Below are 15,031 nucleotides of genomic sequence, written 5' to 3'. Positions count from 1 at the left end.
CACGCTCACTTGCTGCACGTCGCAATGCGTTACCCTTGGCGCCGGAATCCGGGTGGGGAACACCGATGGGGATCGGTGATCGGATCTAGGGGGAAATGTGACCAGTGCTGTGCGAGAAGTACCGCCGATCGTTTATCTGCCGTGCATCGAGAGAGTGACCGATCCGGCGGACGCAGTGATCGAGTTGAGACGCACTAAAGATGGCCGGACGGCGCTTCTGGCCTACTCCGTCTTCGACGGGTTTCAGAGGTGTTGCGGGGACCTCAAACCGTGGGTTGCACTCCCGTCGGTTGCCTTGGAGGCTCTTCACCGCGCTGACCCGTTCGACCTGCTGCTGCTGGACGTTGTCACGCCAGAGGGACAGGTGCCGGGGGAGTGAGCGTTTACGTCGATCACACTGCACTCGAGGAGATCACGGCGACGTGCGGCGCTGCCAGTAGGACTGTCGGGGAAGTCGGCGAGACCGTTCCGTTGTCGGTCGATGCAGGGGACGCGACGGCGCTCGTACTGGGGATCGCGGCGCTGCTGCTCGAGAACGGGGGCGAGTTGGTGGCTGCTCTCGCGAAAACCAGCGTTGTCGTCGCAGAAATAAACACCGCGTATCGCAACGGGGATCACGATCTCGCCTCCGACCTGACCCGAGCGTGGACCGAATGAGTCAGCCGCTCGATACCCGCCTGCCCGGTGACCCCGAATCCATTCGTACCGTGAGTCGATGGCTCAGCGAGAAACTCGCGGCCGAAGTGGACAGGGCGGTCGATGCGATGTACGCGGCTCGACGCCTGGCGGACGGTGGATGGGAAGGCGCGGCAAGTGAAGACTTCCGGAAGCTCATCACTGCTGACGCACAGACCGCGGAGCGCTTTGCTGAGGCGATCGCCGACTGCGGGCGGCACATCGACGACCTGGCCGGCCAACTGCGATCCGCCCAGTCGGATCTGGAGCGCGCACGCGACGCGGCACGGGAATCCGGATTGGCGGTGGAAGGCGGGCTGATTTATCCACCGGGAACTCCGCCGTCCGTTCCCGGCGTACCGCCGGAGGACGCGTCGCCGAGCGTTGTTTCGGCCTATGACGCCGCTGTGTCGGCACGACGTCGACATGACGAGCTGACCGCAGCCTTCGAGATCGCCGACGCCGCAGTGAGAGCCGCGAGATCTGTCTGGATGATCGCGCTGGAATCGACCCGCAACGTTGGGGCGGAGATTACAAGCAAATGGTTCTTCTTTGCCACCAACTCGGTGAACGGCATATCCGGTGCACTCGCTGTTGTGAACGCGGCCGCATTGAGGAAGAACGCAGCGTTCTTGGCCGGAGAAGCGCAGAAGTACGTCGACCTGGCGCGATCGGGAGTACCCGGTACACCAGCCTCGGTGATCTACCGAGATTTTGATCTCGGGAGGGCTCTGGCCCATCGTGCCGACGACGCGGCAGCCGCGGCTGTCAGGTCTGACGGCCTGGCGCGAATGAGTGGTATCAAGCTCGGCGGAGCTTTGGCGGTTGCAGGCGTGGCATACGACGTACTTGCCACGGACAAACCGGTTGGTCAGGCGGTTGTTTCCGGGGCTGCGGGATTCGGCGCCTCGTTGGCAGCGGGTGCGGGGACCGGTGCCTTTTTGGGGTCGGCTGTGCCGGTCCTGGGGACAACGGCAGGGGCGATTGTCGGCGCAGCCGTGGGATCAGCCGCAGGGCTCGTCACATCAGGTTCGGTAGACGCTTTGTACGCCAACGGGATCGGGGATGTGGGAGGTGCTGTTTCAGCCGGTGTCGACGCGGTCACCGAGGCCGGATCAGCCGTTGGCGATGTTGTGGAAGGTATCTGGGATGCACTATTCTGATCAGCTCTCACGACCGATCGAATGGTCGGCGCGAAGATGGACTCGACGCCTGGTGCTCTCGGTGATCGTCATGTCGGCGTTTTCCGTTCCCGCGCTACTCATTGCGGCAGGTGGACTCGTGATAAGTGATCCATACCTGGCGAAATATGGAGTGTTGTTCAGTTGCGTGTTAGTGAGCGCGATTCTGATGCCCTTCGCGGCGAACGCGCGCAGGAATCGGATGGGCTCTATTCACACCATCGAGTGGAACGGTGTGCCGGCGACTGTCATCGAAGGGTCGCGGATCGTATTCGCAGTGGTGACGACATTTTTCCTCGCCGGGGCTGGACTCTGCCTGTCGGCTGCAGCGGACATTCTTCGTCATGGCGGTGGTGGAGGAACGATAGTGCTCGTCATCTTGTTGAGCGTGTTCGGATGTGTTGTGGGCTTCTTCCTTCCCATGATGCTGGCCGGGAGAATCCGCCGTGGACGACTTGTACTGACGCCAAACGTAATCCACCAGCGAGGCTGGAGTCTGGAATCGACGTTGGACTGGCATTCCATCCTCACCGTCAGGCCCGTAGTACTCGGGAACTGGGCGGTTGTGCTTCTCGGACACCCTGCAGCACAGTGGGAGCGACGTGCGACGGTGCCCCGGGGTTTAGGTTGGGGTGGGTTGCCGATCACGCCGATGATCGAAGTGCATTGTCACATGCACCCGATCGATCCGGTGCTCCTCTACTCGCTCTTGCGGTTCTATCTCGAGAACCCCGGGTATCGAAGCGAGTTGGGGACCGAGGCTGCGCTGGAGCGGATCAAGGCAAGAAGATTCGCGTGAGTAGCGCCGACGAGCAGAGTTCGTCGGCGTCTCACGTCCTTCCCGATCGCGGGAGCGCTACCCGTGGAGGTTGGGCGACCATGGCGTCAGCAACGGAACCGACTGGTGGCCCGTCCACGCAGAATCCGGTTTCGATGCCGAGGCCGCTGCAGCGTGTCCCACCGCCGCGTCTCTAGCAAATGTCGCTGAGCGCCGGAGTAGAGCGACCCGTTGCCCTCTACTTACTGCCCGCTGTCCATCGCATCCTCCACTTGTACGCTTTGTCGAGGTCCGACTGGCTGCCGCGGATGTAGCGGACCTCGCGCTTGATGTCCATCTGTCCGTTCTTGTTTTCCAGCAACGCAATCGCACACATGGGGGCGCGGTTGTCACCAGAGTCGAGGCGGACCTCGATTTCCGGGCCGGACGTTCGGTACAGCCTGACCACTCCATCTGCTGCAGCCCAATTGGGCACACCTTCATAGATATACGCAAAGATAAGGATGCGCTTGAACGCTCGCGGGTTCGACAGGTCGATGTAAAGGTTCTCGCCACCGGCCACGGAGCCTGTTCGGTCGTCGCCGTCGAGCTCGATGAACGGGTAACCGTATCTCGATCCGAACGCTTCCCCGAGGGCTTGGATGACGCCCTTGCTGCCGTCGGCCATTTCGTAGAGGCAGCCGAGATCGAGATCGATGCCGTTGGTACCGGCAAGGCGCCCCAGGAACCCCTTACCGGAGCCTCTGGTCGTCCAGTTCAAGTTCACGCGCATGACTCCCTGCTCCTCACCGGCCTTTACGAGGCTCACCGAGGGAGTGTTCTTGTCGAGAGTGATCTTGGAGAGCGTGACAGGCGGTGAGGCGGGTGTTGATGGCCGCGGCCGGGACGGAGGCACACCTCGGCGCTCGGTTGTCGGTCCGGGCATCGGCGCAGGCGGAGGAGTGGGCGCGGGCGGAGGAGTGGGTGCAGGTGCGGGGGCCGGCGCGGGCTGGCTGACGTCCACACCGTAATTCATGGCGAGGGTCGAAAGTCCGGTGTTCCACCCCTGCGAGACGTTGCGCATCTTCCACGTCCCGTTGCGGCGATACACCTCCATCAGAATCGCTGCCCGCTCGGAACTCAATCCGCTTGCGGGTGCCTGAACAACCAAGCCGGTCGGCTGTTCGAGAGTGACGCCGAGTCCTTGAACTGCCGCCAGACTGCCGCTCACGCTCTCGTCCAGCGCTACCGCGATCGACAGGGTATGGATGTGCGCGGGAATAAGGGACAGGTCCAACGAGATTCGATCTGCACCGATCAGCCGAACAGCACCTTCGGGTGACTTCGGCTGGTTGAAGAAGATGAAGTCGTCGTCGTTCCGTACACGCTGGTTCTCTGTGAGCTGGAAGGCCATCAGATCGACTGTGCCCTGGCGTGCACCCGACACCGACAATGTCGCGGTGCCGTCGTGGATTACGGTATTCGCTCCGGGGGGAAGTGCAGGCATGGCGTGTCCGGCCAGACGGCCGACTCCTTTCGGCGGAGGGATGTGGCCAGCCGGGTGCCGGCTGGCCACACTTCCAACTGATCAGGCGTTCACAGTGAGCGACTCGGGTCGGGGATCTTCGTCCGCGTCCGCGTCGGGGTCTGTGTCCCCGGGGTTGTTCTTGTTCCGGATGATGCTGGTGGCCAACGCCGCGAGGATCAAGAACACGCCGGTCAGGCCGGTCACGATCTCGCTGACGTGATGGCCGATCGAGTACAGCAGGATGAGCGCCAGCGCGCCGATCGCCCAGTGAGCGCCGTGCTCGAGGTAGACGTACTCCGCGAGGGTGCCCTTCCGGACGAGGTACACCGTGATCGAACGAACGAACATGGCGCCGATGAAACCGAGGCCGAGAGCGATGATGATCGGATCGGACGTCACGGCGAATGCACCGATGACTCCGTCGAACGAGAACGATGCGTCGAGCACTTCGAGGTAGAGGAACAGGAAGAAGCCCGCCTTACCCGTTGCCTTCGCGAGGTCGCTGGGACCACTCGACGATTCTTCGCCCTCCTCGTCGACGTTGAACAACTCGCCGAGGCCGTTGACCAGAATGTAGGTGATCATGCCGAGCGTGCCGGCGATCATCACCGTGGATGACTTGCCGTCGGGTGCGAGGAAAAGCGCAGTGAGAACGAGGAGCCCGGATGCAACGACCACCGAGAGTTGGTCGAGCTTGCCGATACGTTCCAGCGGACGCTCGATCCAGGACAGCCAGGTGATGTCCTTCTTTTCGAAGACGAAGCCCAGGAACAACATCAGCAGGAACATTCCGCCGAACGAAGCGATCTGCGGGTGCGCGTCCGTGATCAGGGTTTCGTAGCTCGCCCTGCCGTCCGGGAAATATGCGGCGCCGTCGGCCGGCGGATTCAGGGCCAGGTCCAGAGCCGCGACGGGGCCCAGCCCCGAGGCGACCCAGACGATGAGGAGCGGGAACACGAGTCTCATACCGAAGACGGCGATCAGTATGCCGATCGTGAGGAAGATCTTCTGCCAGAACTCACTCATTCGCCGCAGCACGGTTGCGTTGATGACCGCATTGTCAAACGACAGTGAGACCTCGAGGACGCCGAGGATGGCTGCGAGCAGGAGGGCCTGAGGGCCGCCGTAGAGGAAAGCGACGACCAGGGCGACAACGGTGACGGCGAATGATGCGCCGAATATGCGCAGAACCACGGACGTGGCCTTTCTCTATGGACGCTTCAGCGCCGGGACACCCGATGTCGAGCGTCCCGGTCGCTTCGTGCAATCGAATCTGATGAACTCAGGCGACGTTGACGCCGTAGTCGAGGGCGATTCCTCGAAGTCCGGATGCATAACCCTGCCCGACAGCGCGGAACTTCCACTCGGTGTTGTGGCGGTAGACCTCACCGAAGATCATCGCGGTCTCGGTGGAGGCATCTTCCGACAGGTCGTAACGGGCGAGCTCGATCCCCGTGACACGGTCGATGATTCGGATGTACGCGTTGCGGACATGACCGAAGGACTGGCCGCGGACGTCCGCGTCGTAGATCGACACGGCGAAGAAGATGTTGGTCACCGACGGGGGGAGCGCAGCGAGGTCGACGTGGATGGACTCGTCGTCACCGTCGCCGTCACCGGTCAGGTTGTCGCCCGTGTGCTCGACCGTGCCGTCGGGCGAGGAAAGGTTCCCGTAGAAGACGAAATGCTTATCCGAGAGAACCTTGAATGCCGGACCGGTGATCAGCGCCGACGCATCGAGGTCGTACGGCGCACCTGTGGTGGTGCGCTCGTCCCAGCCGAGCCCCACCGTGATGGTGGTGAGGTTATCGGTGGCCTTGGACAGAGATACGTTGCCGCCCTTGGCAAGCGAGACGCTCATGTCAATCCTTTCGAGTTCCTGCGGGGAGGTCTGTCAGGACGACGCCTGGGGCCCGAAATGCACCACAGGTGTCGCCGGGGTGGGCGAAGATATCAGAAGAAATGAGCGAGTAGACGGGTAGATGCCCTCGATCTACAGGTGAGCACTCCGGGACGAATCTCCGGGCTCGGCGGAATGGTTAGTCCACGCTGCTTGATTGAACTCCTTCTGCGGGGGCACTTCTGGGCATGCCACGCAAAGGCAACAACGTGCCGTACGTCACCTGCTCCAGCCCCCGACAGACTGTCGGGGCACAACATAGCAGGTGCAACCGAGTCTTCGGAAGTTCCGGTTATTCTTGTGCTCTCGGGCCGATTTATGCGCGGAGTAAGGGGGTGGACGCGCGGCCGTGCGCTGAGTAGATGTAACAATTGCGGAGCTGGAGAGATGTACCCCGAAATGGATCGGGACGGATCGGGAGGTACGGGCGGAGAAGCACAGTGGTGGCAACCCGATAGTTCTGTCGTAGGTGCTGTTTATGGTGGTCGGCATTTCCTCCGTTCGCCTACGGAGTGACTTCATCGCGCAAATGGGGTGGTTGTGGATTCGAGGGAGAACGATCCTGAACTGAAGGATCGTGTCCAGCGATTGCTGGCGTTCTTGTCCGAGCTCGTCAAAGCACGAAGTGCTCCTGTTCGAGTCCTCGAAAGGCACCGAGGCGTGATGGCACTCGACCAGGGCAACCTGGAGGTTGCTCTCAACACGGATGCGTCCGCGGGTGATGTCGTGATCCGAGCACACCGTGTGCATCTCGAGGACCCACCTCGCCCGCCCACCGCCATCGCTTCCTCCGTTCTGGGGTCGATCGCGGACTCGAGTGCCGAACCGACGCTCCACCCCGATGCGTCGGGGGCGAGCGAGTTCGAACGATGGTTGGATAAGTGGCGTGCCTGGGCCGAGCTCGATCGGCAGCGCCGGCCCGCCTGGGATCTCTATGTGTTCCTGCAGCGCGCGATGCTGGAACTCGAAGCGCAGCCGGAATCACTGGAACTCGTGGCTGCGTCGGGACTACTCGAGCTCCCGCCCGACATTGCGGGAGAACGGGTACGCACGCACCTGATCACGCAGTCAGCGCTGGTCGAGCGGGACGCAGCATCGGGTGATCTGCTGGTACGACTGGATCCGGAATCCGCGCCCAGCCTCGAAGACACGCAGTTGCTGACGGGGCTGGAGGTTTTCGATTCAACCGGTACTCGAAGCCTGCACGAATCGTTGGCTGCCCGTGTGTGCTCGCCCATCGACCCTGCCGCCAAGATTTTCCTCAAGGATTGGTCGGACCGTGCCTTGACGACCCGCGTCGACGTCGTCGACCGACCCGACGACGCCCCGTCCAAAGACCGGTTGCTGACGCCGTCTCCCGCATTGGTCCTGCGTAAAAGAGGCGCGTACGCGCTGATCGAGTACTACGACCGCATGACCGCAGCCGCTGCAGACGAGACGGCAGGAGTCCCCCTGGGCTTGGCGCAACTCGTGGAGGCGATCGAACCCGCTGATCGGGTCGCGTGGTTGGACCGGGCAGGCACGTCGACATCTTCGCTGCTTGCCGACGACCCGCTTTTTCCGCTTCCTGCCAATCAGGAACAGCGAGATATCATAGACCGCCTCGCCGGCGACAGTGGTGTAGTGGTCGAGGGCCCGCCCGGTACGGGAAAGACTCACACGATTGCAAACCTGGTGTCGGCGCTGCTGGCGCGCGGCCAGCGTGTACTGGTCACCAGCGAAAAAGCACAGGCGCTTCGTGTGCTCCGAGACAAATTGCCCGCCGAACTACAGGACCTGTGCGTTTCGGTGACCGACACAGGCCGTGGAGGATCTGCCGAGCTGAACCGAAGCGTCAGCGAAATCGCCACCCGCAAGGCACAGTTCGACGTTCGGCGAACCGCCGCTCTCATCGACCAGGTAGCGCAGCAGCGTGACGCCGCGTTGAGTCGCCGAGCCGTACTGACGGAGCGGATCCGGCAGTGTCGTGCTGCGGAAACGCTCTCGCACAACGATATCGCGGCGGGCTATGCAGGAACACCTGCGCAGATCGTGCAGAAGGTTTCGGCACAGAACGCCAACCACGATTGGCTGCAGGGCCCGCTCCATGCGGATAGCCCACCGCTGACGCAGGAAGAGTTTCAGACACTGCTCGCGCTGACCGAACGGTCCAGACCCGGACGTGCGGAGCGCCGACGGCAGTGGTTTCCGGATCTAGGTCTGCCGACACTGTCTGACTTCGAAACTGCATGCGAAGCGATTCGAAACGGAACCGGGTCGGATGACCTTCCCTCCTCTGGACTGGTTCGGACCTTGGAAGGTGCCGCCCCAGAGGCGCTCGAACGGCTCCGTGAACAATGTGAGTACTTGCAGCAGGCTCTGAGCGATGTCGACGGGCTCGAACCTGCGTACCGGAACCTCGCAGATGCGGTGCTGTCCGGGGGGATCGACTACCTGTGGGAAAAGACCAGCCACATCCGCGAGCTGGTCACCACCGCGTACAACGCGGACATGTTCCTGGGGACAACTACTGTCGTCGACGCCCCGGTGCTCGGACGATCTGCGCTGCACGCGTACGACGCGCTCGCAAGGGCACTCGAGGGCGGTGAGGTGTGGCGAAGCGGTCTCGGACGTTTCCGCAGGAGCAACGAGCAGACCGCGGTGGAAGCACTGGGCTCAGTCGCTACCGTCGACGGCCTCGAAGCCACTACTGCACAGCGCGCCCGTGCGGTTGCGGAGCATCTTCGTGCGCTCGATGCCATCCAGTCCGTGGCGCTGATCCTCCGCGATCTGGGCATCGATATGGAGACCACCGGCTCTCGTAGCCAGATTATCGGTGCAGCCGCGCGGGCCGCGCGGGCACGCGACCTGATTGAAGTGCTCGCAGCGCGAACCAAGGAAGTCGAGCTCGCGCTGCGGCAGGTGAGCCCCGGAGTACCGCGTATCGCGAGCCTGGACCAGGCCAGATCGGTGGCGACCGCGGCGCAGGCAATTGCCGCAGCTGCTTATGCAGAGGCAAACCGTATCTGGCTGACGGACACTGCGTCTCGTATTCGAGCCGAGCTGACCCACGGGGTTCCCCCGGAAGGGCACCTCCTCGCCCGGGCCATCGAGTCCGCCGAATTCGGAAGGATCCGCACGGCGATCGATTCCTGGGAAGCCGCGGTCCGCGAATATCAGGAGGAACTCCATCTCGAATCGCTGCACACGCGCTTGACGGAAAAGGCGCCCGCGCTGGCACAGGCGATCTCCGAGAACCCTTCGTCGTCGGAGTGGTCGGTGCGCCTGACCTACATCGAGCAGGCCTGGGCGTGGCGTCGTGCACACGATTGGGTCCGGCAGAACTCCCGAGGCGTAGACGACGACAACCAGCTCCAGCACGAACTCGACGCGACCGAGAACGACATCGCCCAGTTGACCGCGCGATTGGCTGCCGAACGAGCATGGAGTGCTTGTCTCGGGCGAACGACGGCTGAGCAGGTGCAAGCACTGCAGACGTATCGCGACCACGTGTCCAGTATCGGTAAGGGGACCGGCAAGTACGCCGAGCGGTTCCGGGCGGGCGCACGTGAAGCGATGCAGGTGGCGCAACGCGCGGTTCCGGCGTGGGTCATGCCGCTCCAGCAAGTATTGTCATCCATTCCGGCCGAACAGAATTCGTTTGACGTTGTGATCGTCGACGAGGCGAGCCAGGCTGATATCAGCAGTTTGTTCCTGTTGTGGCTCGCGCCCCGGGTGATCGTCGTGGGTGACGACAAGCAGTGTGCACCCAGTGATGTGTCGTCAGGTGCTCTCGACGGTGTGTTCACCCGGCTCGACTCCTACTTGCCCGACGTGCCGAAGTACCTGCGCGACAGTTTCACACCTCGATCCAGTGTCTTCTCGCTGCTCCGCTCGAGGTTCGGAAGCGTTATCCGCCTGCGGGAACACTTCCGGTGCATGCCTGAGATCATCAACTGGTCCAGCGGTCAGTTCTACTCCGACGCACCGTTGGTGCCCGTGCGCCAGTTCGGTGCCGATCGGCTGCCGCCCCTGCGCACCACCTTCGTCGAAGGTGGAGTGGTCACCGGGCGGAATGCGACCCTCTCCAATCGAATCGAAGCTCGCGCTATTGCCGACGCGATCAAACGGTGTCTGTCGGACGAAGCGTACGACGGCAAGACGTTCGGTGTCGTGGTGCTTCAGGGACAAGCGCAGGTCGACATCATCACGAACGAATTGCTCGACCGGCTGACACCGGAGCAATGGGAACAGCGTCGATTGCGAGTAGGTACGCCACCGGATTTTCAGGGGGACGAACGTCACGTCGTCTTCTTGTCGATGGTCGTGGCGCCCGAACAGAACATCGCCGCGATGACGAAGACCGAGTACCAGCGCCGCTTCAACGTTGCTGCGTCGCGTGCCCAGGATCAGATGTGGCTGTTCCACTCACGGAGCCTGGAATCGCTGCGCTCAACCGACCTGCGGCATTCGCTGCTCACCTACATGCAATCGACTTCTCCTGCGCCGGCAGAACCGATGCCCGAAGGCGTGAAACGCGACGAACGCCATCAAGCGTTCGACAGTCTCTTCGAACAGCGCGTGTTCCTCGACATCGTGGCGCGTGGTTATCACGTGAATTCGCAGGTCGCGGTGAACGGTCGACGGATCGATCTCGTAGTCACGGGCGCGGACGGAAAATTGGCGGTCGAGTGCGACGGCGACCACTGGCACACGAGTCCCGAACAGCAGCGTGCGGACCTCGAGCGGGAACGAGAACTGCAACGCTGCGGATGGCAGTTCTGGCGTATCCGCGAGTCGGAGTACTACCTCGATCCGGTGGGATCGATGATGGGTCTCTGGGAGGAGCTCGACAGGCGCGGCATCAGGCCGCACGTTGTCGGTGTGAACGACGTCGTAAAGTCCCTGCAGGAGAGCTGGACTCCGGTAGAGCTCGTGGAGGATGACTCGCCGGTCGATGACGTAGTGGATGTGGCGGAGCAGCCGGTCATTCGTCCGGTGCCCACCGTCGTCGAGCATGCTTCGGTTCCTGTTATCGAACACTCGGAGGAACGTGCAGAGCCGCCCGCCTGCACGGGTGAGGTCGAACATCTTCCGCTGGAGGAAACCGCGACGCCGACACTCGTGTCACCCGCCCAGACACCGGTACCGGTGGTCGACCCGGCCGTCGAGAGCGGACCGGTGCGCACACTACGAGCCGCCATCCTCGAAGAACTGGAGCGCGAACCCCTCCCCGTACGTGCGCTTGCGCAGCGTCTCGGCGAAGACTGGCGGAGCGTCCAGACAGAGGTTGATCGCCTTCAGCACGACGGACGCGTCGAGGAAGTCAACGAGTTCGGGAAGCTGACCCACTATCACCTGATCGGTGGTCTCTCCCCGGTTGAAGACCTTGAGCTGTCGCACGGCGTCGAGAACGTGACACCGTCCGATCCAGGCGTAGCAGTTCCCGAACCCTCTGCCACACCGACATTCGTACGTGGCTGGGAAGTAATGCCCGCGGCGGCTACCTCGATACTTCCTCCGAGCCTCGGCTCGCGCATCTTGGAACGCCTCGCCGCCGATCCGGTTTCGCTGGCAGACCTCGAATACCGGTTGAACGAACCGAGAGACCGGATCGAAGCGATCATGGGGGAGCTGATTGCCCAGGGTCGCGCGAAGTGGATGCCCGAACGTGGCCCGCGTGTATACGGATTGGCAGACGAGGTGTCGCCTCTCATCGACGCCGCTCCCCCTGTGCACCCCGCGGCCCAGGAGGCAGTCACCCTTGCGGATCTGCCGCCGGCACACCTCGATTCTGTCGCCGACGTGTTGGTTACGGCTGCCGGATTCGCTGCTTTGTCGTTGGAACGGGCACGGAAGCTGACCCGACTCGACGATGAGCGCCTTCTCGTCGTTCTCGAAGATCTGGAAGCAGAGGGCCGGTTGCGCAAGAACTCCGCCGGTGCAGGAGTCACGTGGACCGAGGCCGGCCGATGACGACGGTTACCCCCGCCGGGACGCCTCTTCGTGCCTGGCAGCGCGAAGCCTTCGATGCCTGGGTGGCGGCCGACCGAAGTGCCGTGGTGGAAGCCGTCACGGGCTCCGGAAAGACAACGCTCGGTATCGCGGCGGCCGCGGACGCAGTCGCGCGCGGCCTGGACGTCTTGATCGTCGTGCCCGGGATCGAACTGCTGGACCAATGGCATCGATCAATTCGGCGCGTTCTCCCGGATATCCCCGTCGGTCGACGTGGCGGTGGGTACGCGGACAGTTTCGATGGCAAGCGGATTCTCGTCAGCACGGTGCAGTCGGCGATCAGTAGATCGGCGCCGCGTCCGGTCGCGCCGACGCTGCTGGTCGCCGACGAAGTGCACCGATACGGCGCGCTGACGTTTTCGCGACTGCTCACCGACGACTTCACGGAACGGATCGGTCTCACCGCCACGTTCGAGCGGTCCGACGACGGCGTCGAACGGCATTTGATGCCCTACTTCCGCACGGTCATCAACGGTTGTGATTACGAGCGTGGTCATGCCGACGGCATCCTCGCGCCCGTGCGAGTCATGCTTGTCGCGGTGCCGTTCGACGAGTTCGAGGCGGCCGAATACCAGGAATACGACGAGCTGGCACGCAAGCTCCGGGGTGATCTCACTGAGAAGTTCGGATGCGCGGGGGAGCCCTTCGGTGAGTTCATGCGCGACGTTCAGCTGCTCAGTGGAGGGGAGAGCGCCGAGGGTTCGACATGGGCCGCCCGGAAGTATCTTTATGCGTTCTCGAAGCGTCGCTCGCTGCTCGCCGAGTGCCGCGGAAAGCTCGAGGCTCTGAGGGGTCTCGGTACCGTGCTCAAGGAGACCGGGCAGGCACTCACCTTCTCGGAGACGAAGGATTCGTCGCGTGCCGCCGCTGAGGTGCTTCTCGAAGAGGGTGTGCTCGCCGCACCGTTCACGAGCGACCTGAAACGTGCGGACCGAGCGCGGCTCCTCACCGAGTTCAAGAACGGTACGGTAACCACGCTCGTCGCTCCGAAGGTTCTCGACGAAGGTGTCGATGTTCCCGAGGCGGACGTCGGAATCATTCTGGCGAGCAGTAAGAGTCGCCGACAGATGATTCAGCGTATGGGGCGAGTCATCCGGCCGAAATCCGATGGCCGACCGGCTTCTTTCCTGGTGATGTTCGCGGAGAACAGTTCTGAAGATCCCAGGAACGGGGCTCACGGAACCTTCCTGGAACAACTCACGGGAATTGCCTCCGAAGTGGTGACGGTCGGTCCTGGCGATGCACCTGCGCTGCTTCGTGAATGGATGCAAGCCGCTCCCCAGGGCCCGGACACTCTGTTGCCACTCGCTGAGCCTCCACGTCCCTCGGAGTCGCGAGTTGATTCGCCAACGGCCGAAGAAGTCGTCGCAATCGCGCAGCGGTTGGTTGACGATGACGCGCCCGAAGACGTAGTCACTGGTAGCGAACACGCCGAGATCGGTCGTGTCCTGCTCGAGGTGGGTGAACGGGGAACTGTCGATGATTTCGACACGGTTTTGGCATGCTTGTCGATCCTCGAACCTCGGCAGGTCTCCGTGCTCGTCATGCGTTTCGGCCTCGGTGGTGAGCGACCGAAGCGCCAGGCGGAGGTCGGAGCACGGCTCGGTGTCTCTTCGAGTCAGGTGAGTCGAATAGAGAGGACGGCCATCGAGTACCTGGGAGACACCGTCGCGGGTGAGCTGCTGTCGGACGTGATGGTGCGGATGGAGGCCGTGTAATGGCGCAGTGGTTCGAAGGGTTCGACGGCCAGGTCGTCCTCGAGGACGATTACGTCTGGATCGTGCGTGAGGGAATCCCCAGCGGTTGTTTCTCAGAGCCGACAGCGCGGCCGATCCGCGCGCTGCGCGGCGACGTCGTCGGCACCGACTTCAAGTCTGCGACCGAATCCAGTTTCGGCTCGTTACGGATCAATGTCTCAGCGGGAGCCGCTGCCACTGACTCAGTTGTACACAACGACGTCGTGCGCTTCTCGGCGGGAAGCAACGACCGATTCTCCGCGCTCAACTTGCTATTGGGCGGGAATCCCGAAGTGGTAACAGAGCCGATGAGCATCGGTGATCAGCTCCGTGCCGCGCTCGACGCGTTCGAAGGAATCGCCAGTCAAGCCGAGCTGGCCGACTCGCTCGGTGAAGTCCCTGACGTTGTGCAAACCCATGACGGCGTCATATGGAACTCGGTCGGGTCGCTGTGGATGGCTGCAGGCGGGACCGAGGGTGCGGCCGCTGCTGTACAACTGGAGCGGATCCGAACTCTGAACGATCTGACTCGACGATTGCCGGCGAACTCCGGGATAAAGGTATTGCAGAAAGCCGTGAAGGGAACACCCCTTCACCACCTCGGCGCCCAGCGTCTCGGCACGCTGTGGGAAGCCGTCATGTCGGAGGCATTGCCTGACCCTGTGCAGTCTTCCGGTCCCTCGGGTCTCCGCGCGAATTCGAAGCCGGCACCGGCAGCTTCTCGACGCGCCGCGACCAAGCACACGGCCCGTCGTCCGCGAACGCAAGTGTGGAACAAGGAGGACAGTGTCGAGACGCGCGATGGTTCACCTCGTCCGAGTGGGGCGCGTGTTTCGAGTCCGACGGACGCCTCGAACGCTCCGACCACCCTGTCCCGTGTCGCCGAGTCGGGGCCGGCCCGGGCTCGATCTACACGAGTCATCAGTGCGCTCAGTGGCAAGAGGATTCGCGTCTACCTCGACTGTGATGGTCACCGAGTGAAGGCGTTGTTCGATCCCGATAGCAAGAAGATGGATGTGACGGTCGCGCCGGTTCGCGCTCTCTTGGGTGCGACATACCCGGACCCCGACGCCGCCGCGGCGGCCGTGGTGTCGGCGTTCAGGCTCGGTGATGAAGGTCCGTTCGACGGGTGGGAACTGTGGAATGTGGACGACACCTCGATGCGGACGCTGCGGGAGTCCGTGAGCAAGTCGTTCGAGTAGGTAATGGTTCAATAGGGACCGATCGACCATCCCATGATGATGGCGTCGGTGTGGTCTC

General features: G+C 62.9%; 10 protein-coding genes. 7 read left to right on the top strand and 3 right to left on the bottom strand.

Features of this window, described 5'->3' with window-relative positions; all coding sequences use genetic code 11:
• Positions 1-97 precede the first annotated feature (97 nt).
• The 4 genes from ACFWBU_RS03930 to ACFWBU_RS03915 are packed head-to-tail and all read left to right on the top strand — an operon-like array spanning position 98 to position 2,655.
• Positions 98-379 (top strand): SAV_915 family protein, encoded by a 282-nt coding sequence (locus tag ACFWBU_RS03930; RefSeq protein WP_378527555.1) that lies wholly within the window; start codon positions 98-100, stop codon positions 377-379.
• Complete coding sequence (locus tag ACFWBU_RS03925; RefSeq protein ID WP_378527554.1) at positions 376-657, top strand: hypothetical protein; 282 nt, start codon at positions 376-378, stop codon at positions 655-657. The genes ACFWBU_RS03930 and ACFWBU_RS03925 overlap by 4 nt, the downstream gene beginning before the upstream one ends.
• Positions 654-1,838 carry a hypothetical protein gene (locus ACFWBU_RS03920; RefSeq protein WP_378527553.1) on the top strand — a complete coding sequence of 395 codons (1,185 nt, stop codon included), beginning with the start codon at positions 654-656 and terminating at the stop codon, positions 1,836-1,838. The genes ACFWBU_RS03925 and ACFWBU_RS03920 overlap by 4 nt, the downstream gene beginning before the upstream one ends.
• 52 nt (positions 1,839-1,890) lie before the next feature.
• Positions 1,891-2,655 carry a hypothetical protein gene (locus tag ACFWBU_RS03915; RefSeq protein WP_378527552.1) on the top strand — a complete coding sequence of 255 codons (765 nt, stop codon included), beginning with the start codon at positions 1,891-1,893 and terminating at the stop codon, positions 2,653-2,655.
• A gap of 217 nt (positions 2,656-2,872) precedes the next feature.
• Here the strand turns inward: ACFWBU_RS03915 and ACFWBU_RS03910 are convergent, their stop codons facing one another.
• The 3 genes from ACFWBU_RS03910 to ACFWBU_RS03900 form a co-directional block, all read right to left on the bottom strand.
• Positions 2,873-4,120 carry a TerD family protein gene (locus ACFWBU_RS03910; RefSeq protein WP_378527605.1) on the bottom strand — a complete coding sequence of 416 codons (1,248 nt, stop codon included), beginning with the start codon at positions 4,118-4,120 and terminating at the stop codon, positions 2,873-2,875.
• Between the two features lie 81 nt (positions 4,121-4,201).
• Positions 4,202-5,335: a DUF475 domain-containing protein gene (locus ACFWBU_RS03905; RefSeq protein WP_378527551.1), complete on the bottom strand. Its 1,134-nt coding sequence runs from the start codon at positions 5,333-5,335 to the stop codon at positions 4,202-4,204.
• Positions 5,336-5,423: 88 nt separating this feature from the next.
• Positions 5,424-6,002, bottom strand: a complete 579-nt coding sequence (locus tag ACFWBU_RS03900) for a TerD family protein (RefSeq protein WP_169652713.1) — start codon at positions 6,000-6,002, stop codon at positions 5,424-5,426.
• Positions 6,003-6,704: 702 nt separating this feature from the next.
• Here ACFWBU_RS03900 and ACFWBU_RS03895 point away from each other — a divergent pair.
• Genes ACFWBU_RS03895 through ACFWBU_RS03885 form a run of 3 tightly spaced genes read left to right on the top strand, consistent with a single transcriptional unit; the run spans position 6,705 to position 14,973 of the window.
• On the top strand, positions 6,705-11,996 hold the full coding sequence (locus tag ACFWBU_RS03895) for an AAA domain-containing protein (RefSeq protein ID WP_378527550.1): 5,292 nt from the start codon (positions 6,705-6,707) through the stop codon (positions 11,994-11,996).
• Entirely contained in the window at positions 11,993-13,753 is a 1,761-nt protein-coding gene (locus ACFWBU_RS03890) for a helicase-related protein (protein WP_169652714.1), read from the top strand. The genes ACFWBU_RS03895 and ACFWBU_RS03890 overlap by 4 nt, the downstream gene beginning before the upstream one ends.
• On the top strand, positions 13,753-14,973 hold the full coding sequence (locus ACFWBU_RS03885; RefSeq protein ID WP_378527549.1) for a hypothetical protein: 1,221 nt from the start codon (positions 13,753-13,755) through the stop codon (positions 14,971-14,973). Before ACFWBU_RS03890 ends, ACFWBU_RS03885 begins: the two co-directional genes overlap by 1 nt.
• The last annotated feature ends 58 nt before the right edge of the window (positions 14,974-15,031 follow it).

The organism is Rhodococcus sp. NPDC060084, assembly GCF_042730335.1.
Taxonomy (GTDB): domain Bacteria; phylum Actinomycetota; class Actinomycetes; order Mycobacteriales; family Mycobacteriaceae; genus Rhodococcus.
The sequence above is the reverse complement of the archived record's forward strand: the minus strand, read 5'-3'. Positions and strand labels throughout refer to the sequence as shown.

What these genes read in the sequence shown, in the direction of transcription:
- ACFWBU_RS03890 (WP_169652714.1), top strand. Translation starts at nt 11,993, where the DNA reads ATGACGACGGTTACCCCCGCCGGGACGCCTCTTCGTGCCTGGCAGCGC.
- ACFWBU_RS03885 (WP_378527549.1), top strand. Translation starts at nt 13,753, where the DNA reads ATGGCGCAGTGGTTCGAAGGGTTCGACGGCCAGGTCGTCCTCGAGGAC.
- ACFWBU_RS03920 (WP_378527553.1), top strand. Translation starts at nt 654, where the DNA reads ATGAGTCAGCCGCTCGATACCCGCCTGCCCGGTGACCCCGAATCCATT.
- ACFWBU_RS03895 (WP_378527550.1), top strand. Translation starts at nt 6,705, where the DNA reads ATGGCACTCGACCAGGGCAACCTGGAGGTTGCTCTCAACACGGATGCG.
- ACFWBU_RS03910 (WP_378527605.1), bottom strand. Translation starts at nt 4,120, where the DNA reads ATGCCTGCACTTCCCCCCGGAGCGAATACCGTAATCCACGACGGCACC.
- ACFWBU_RS03900 (WP_169652713.1), bottom strand. Translation starts at nt 6,002, where the DNA reads ATGAGCGTCTCGCTTGCCAAGGGCGGCAACGTATCTCTGTCCAAGGCC.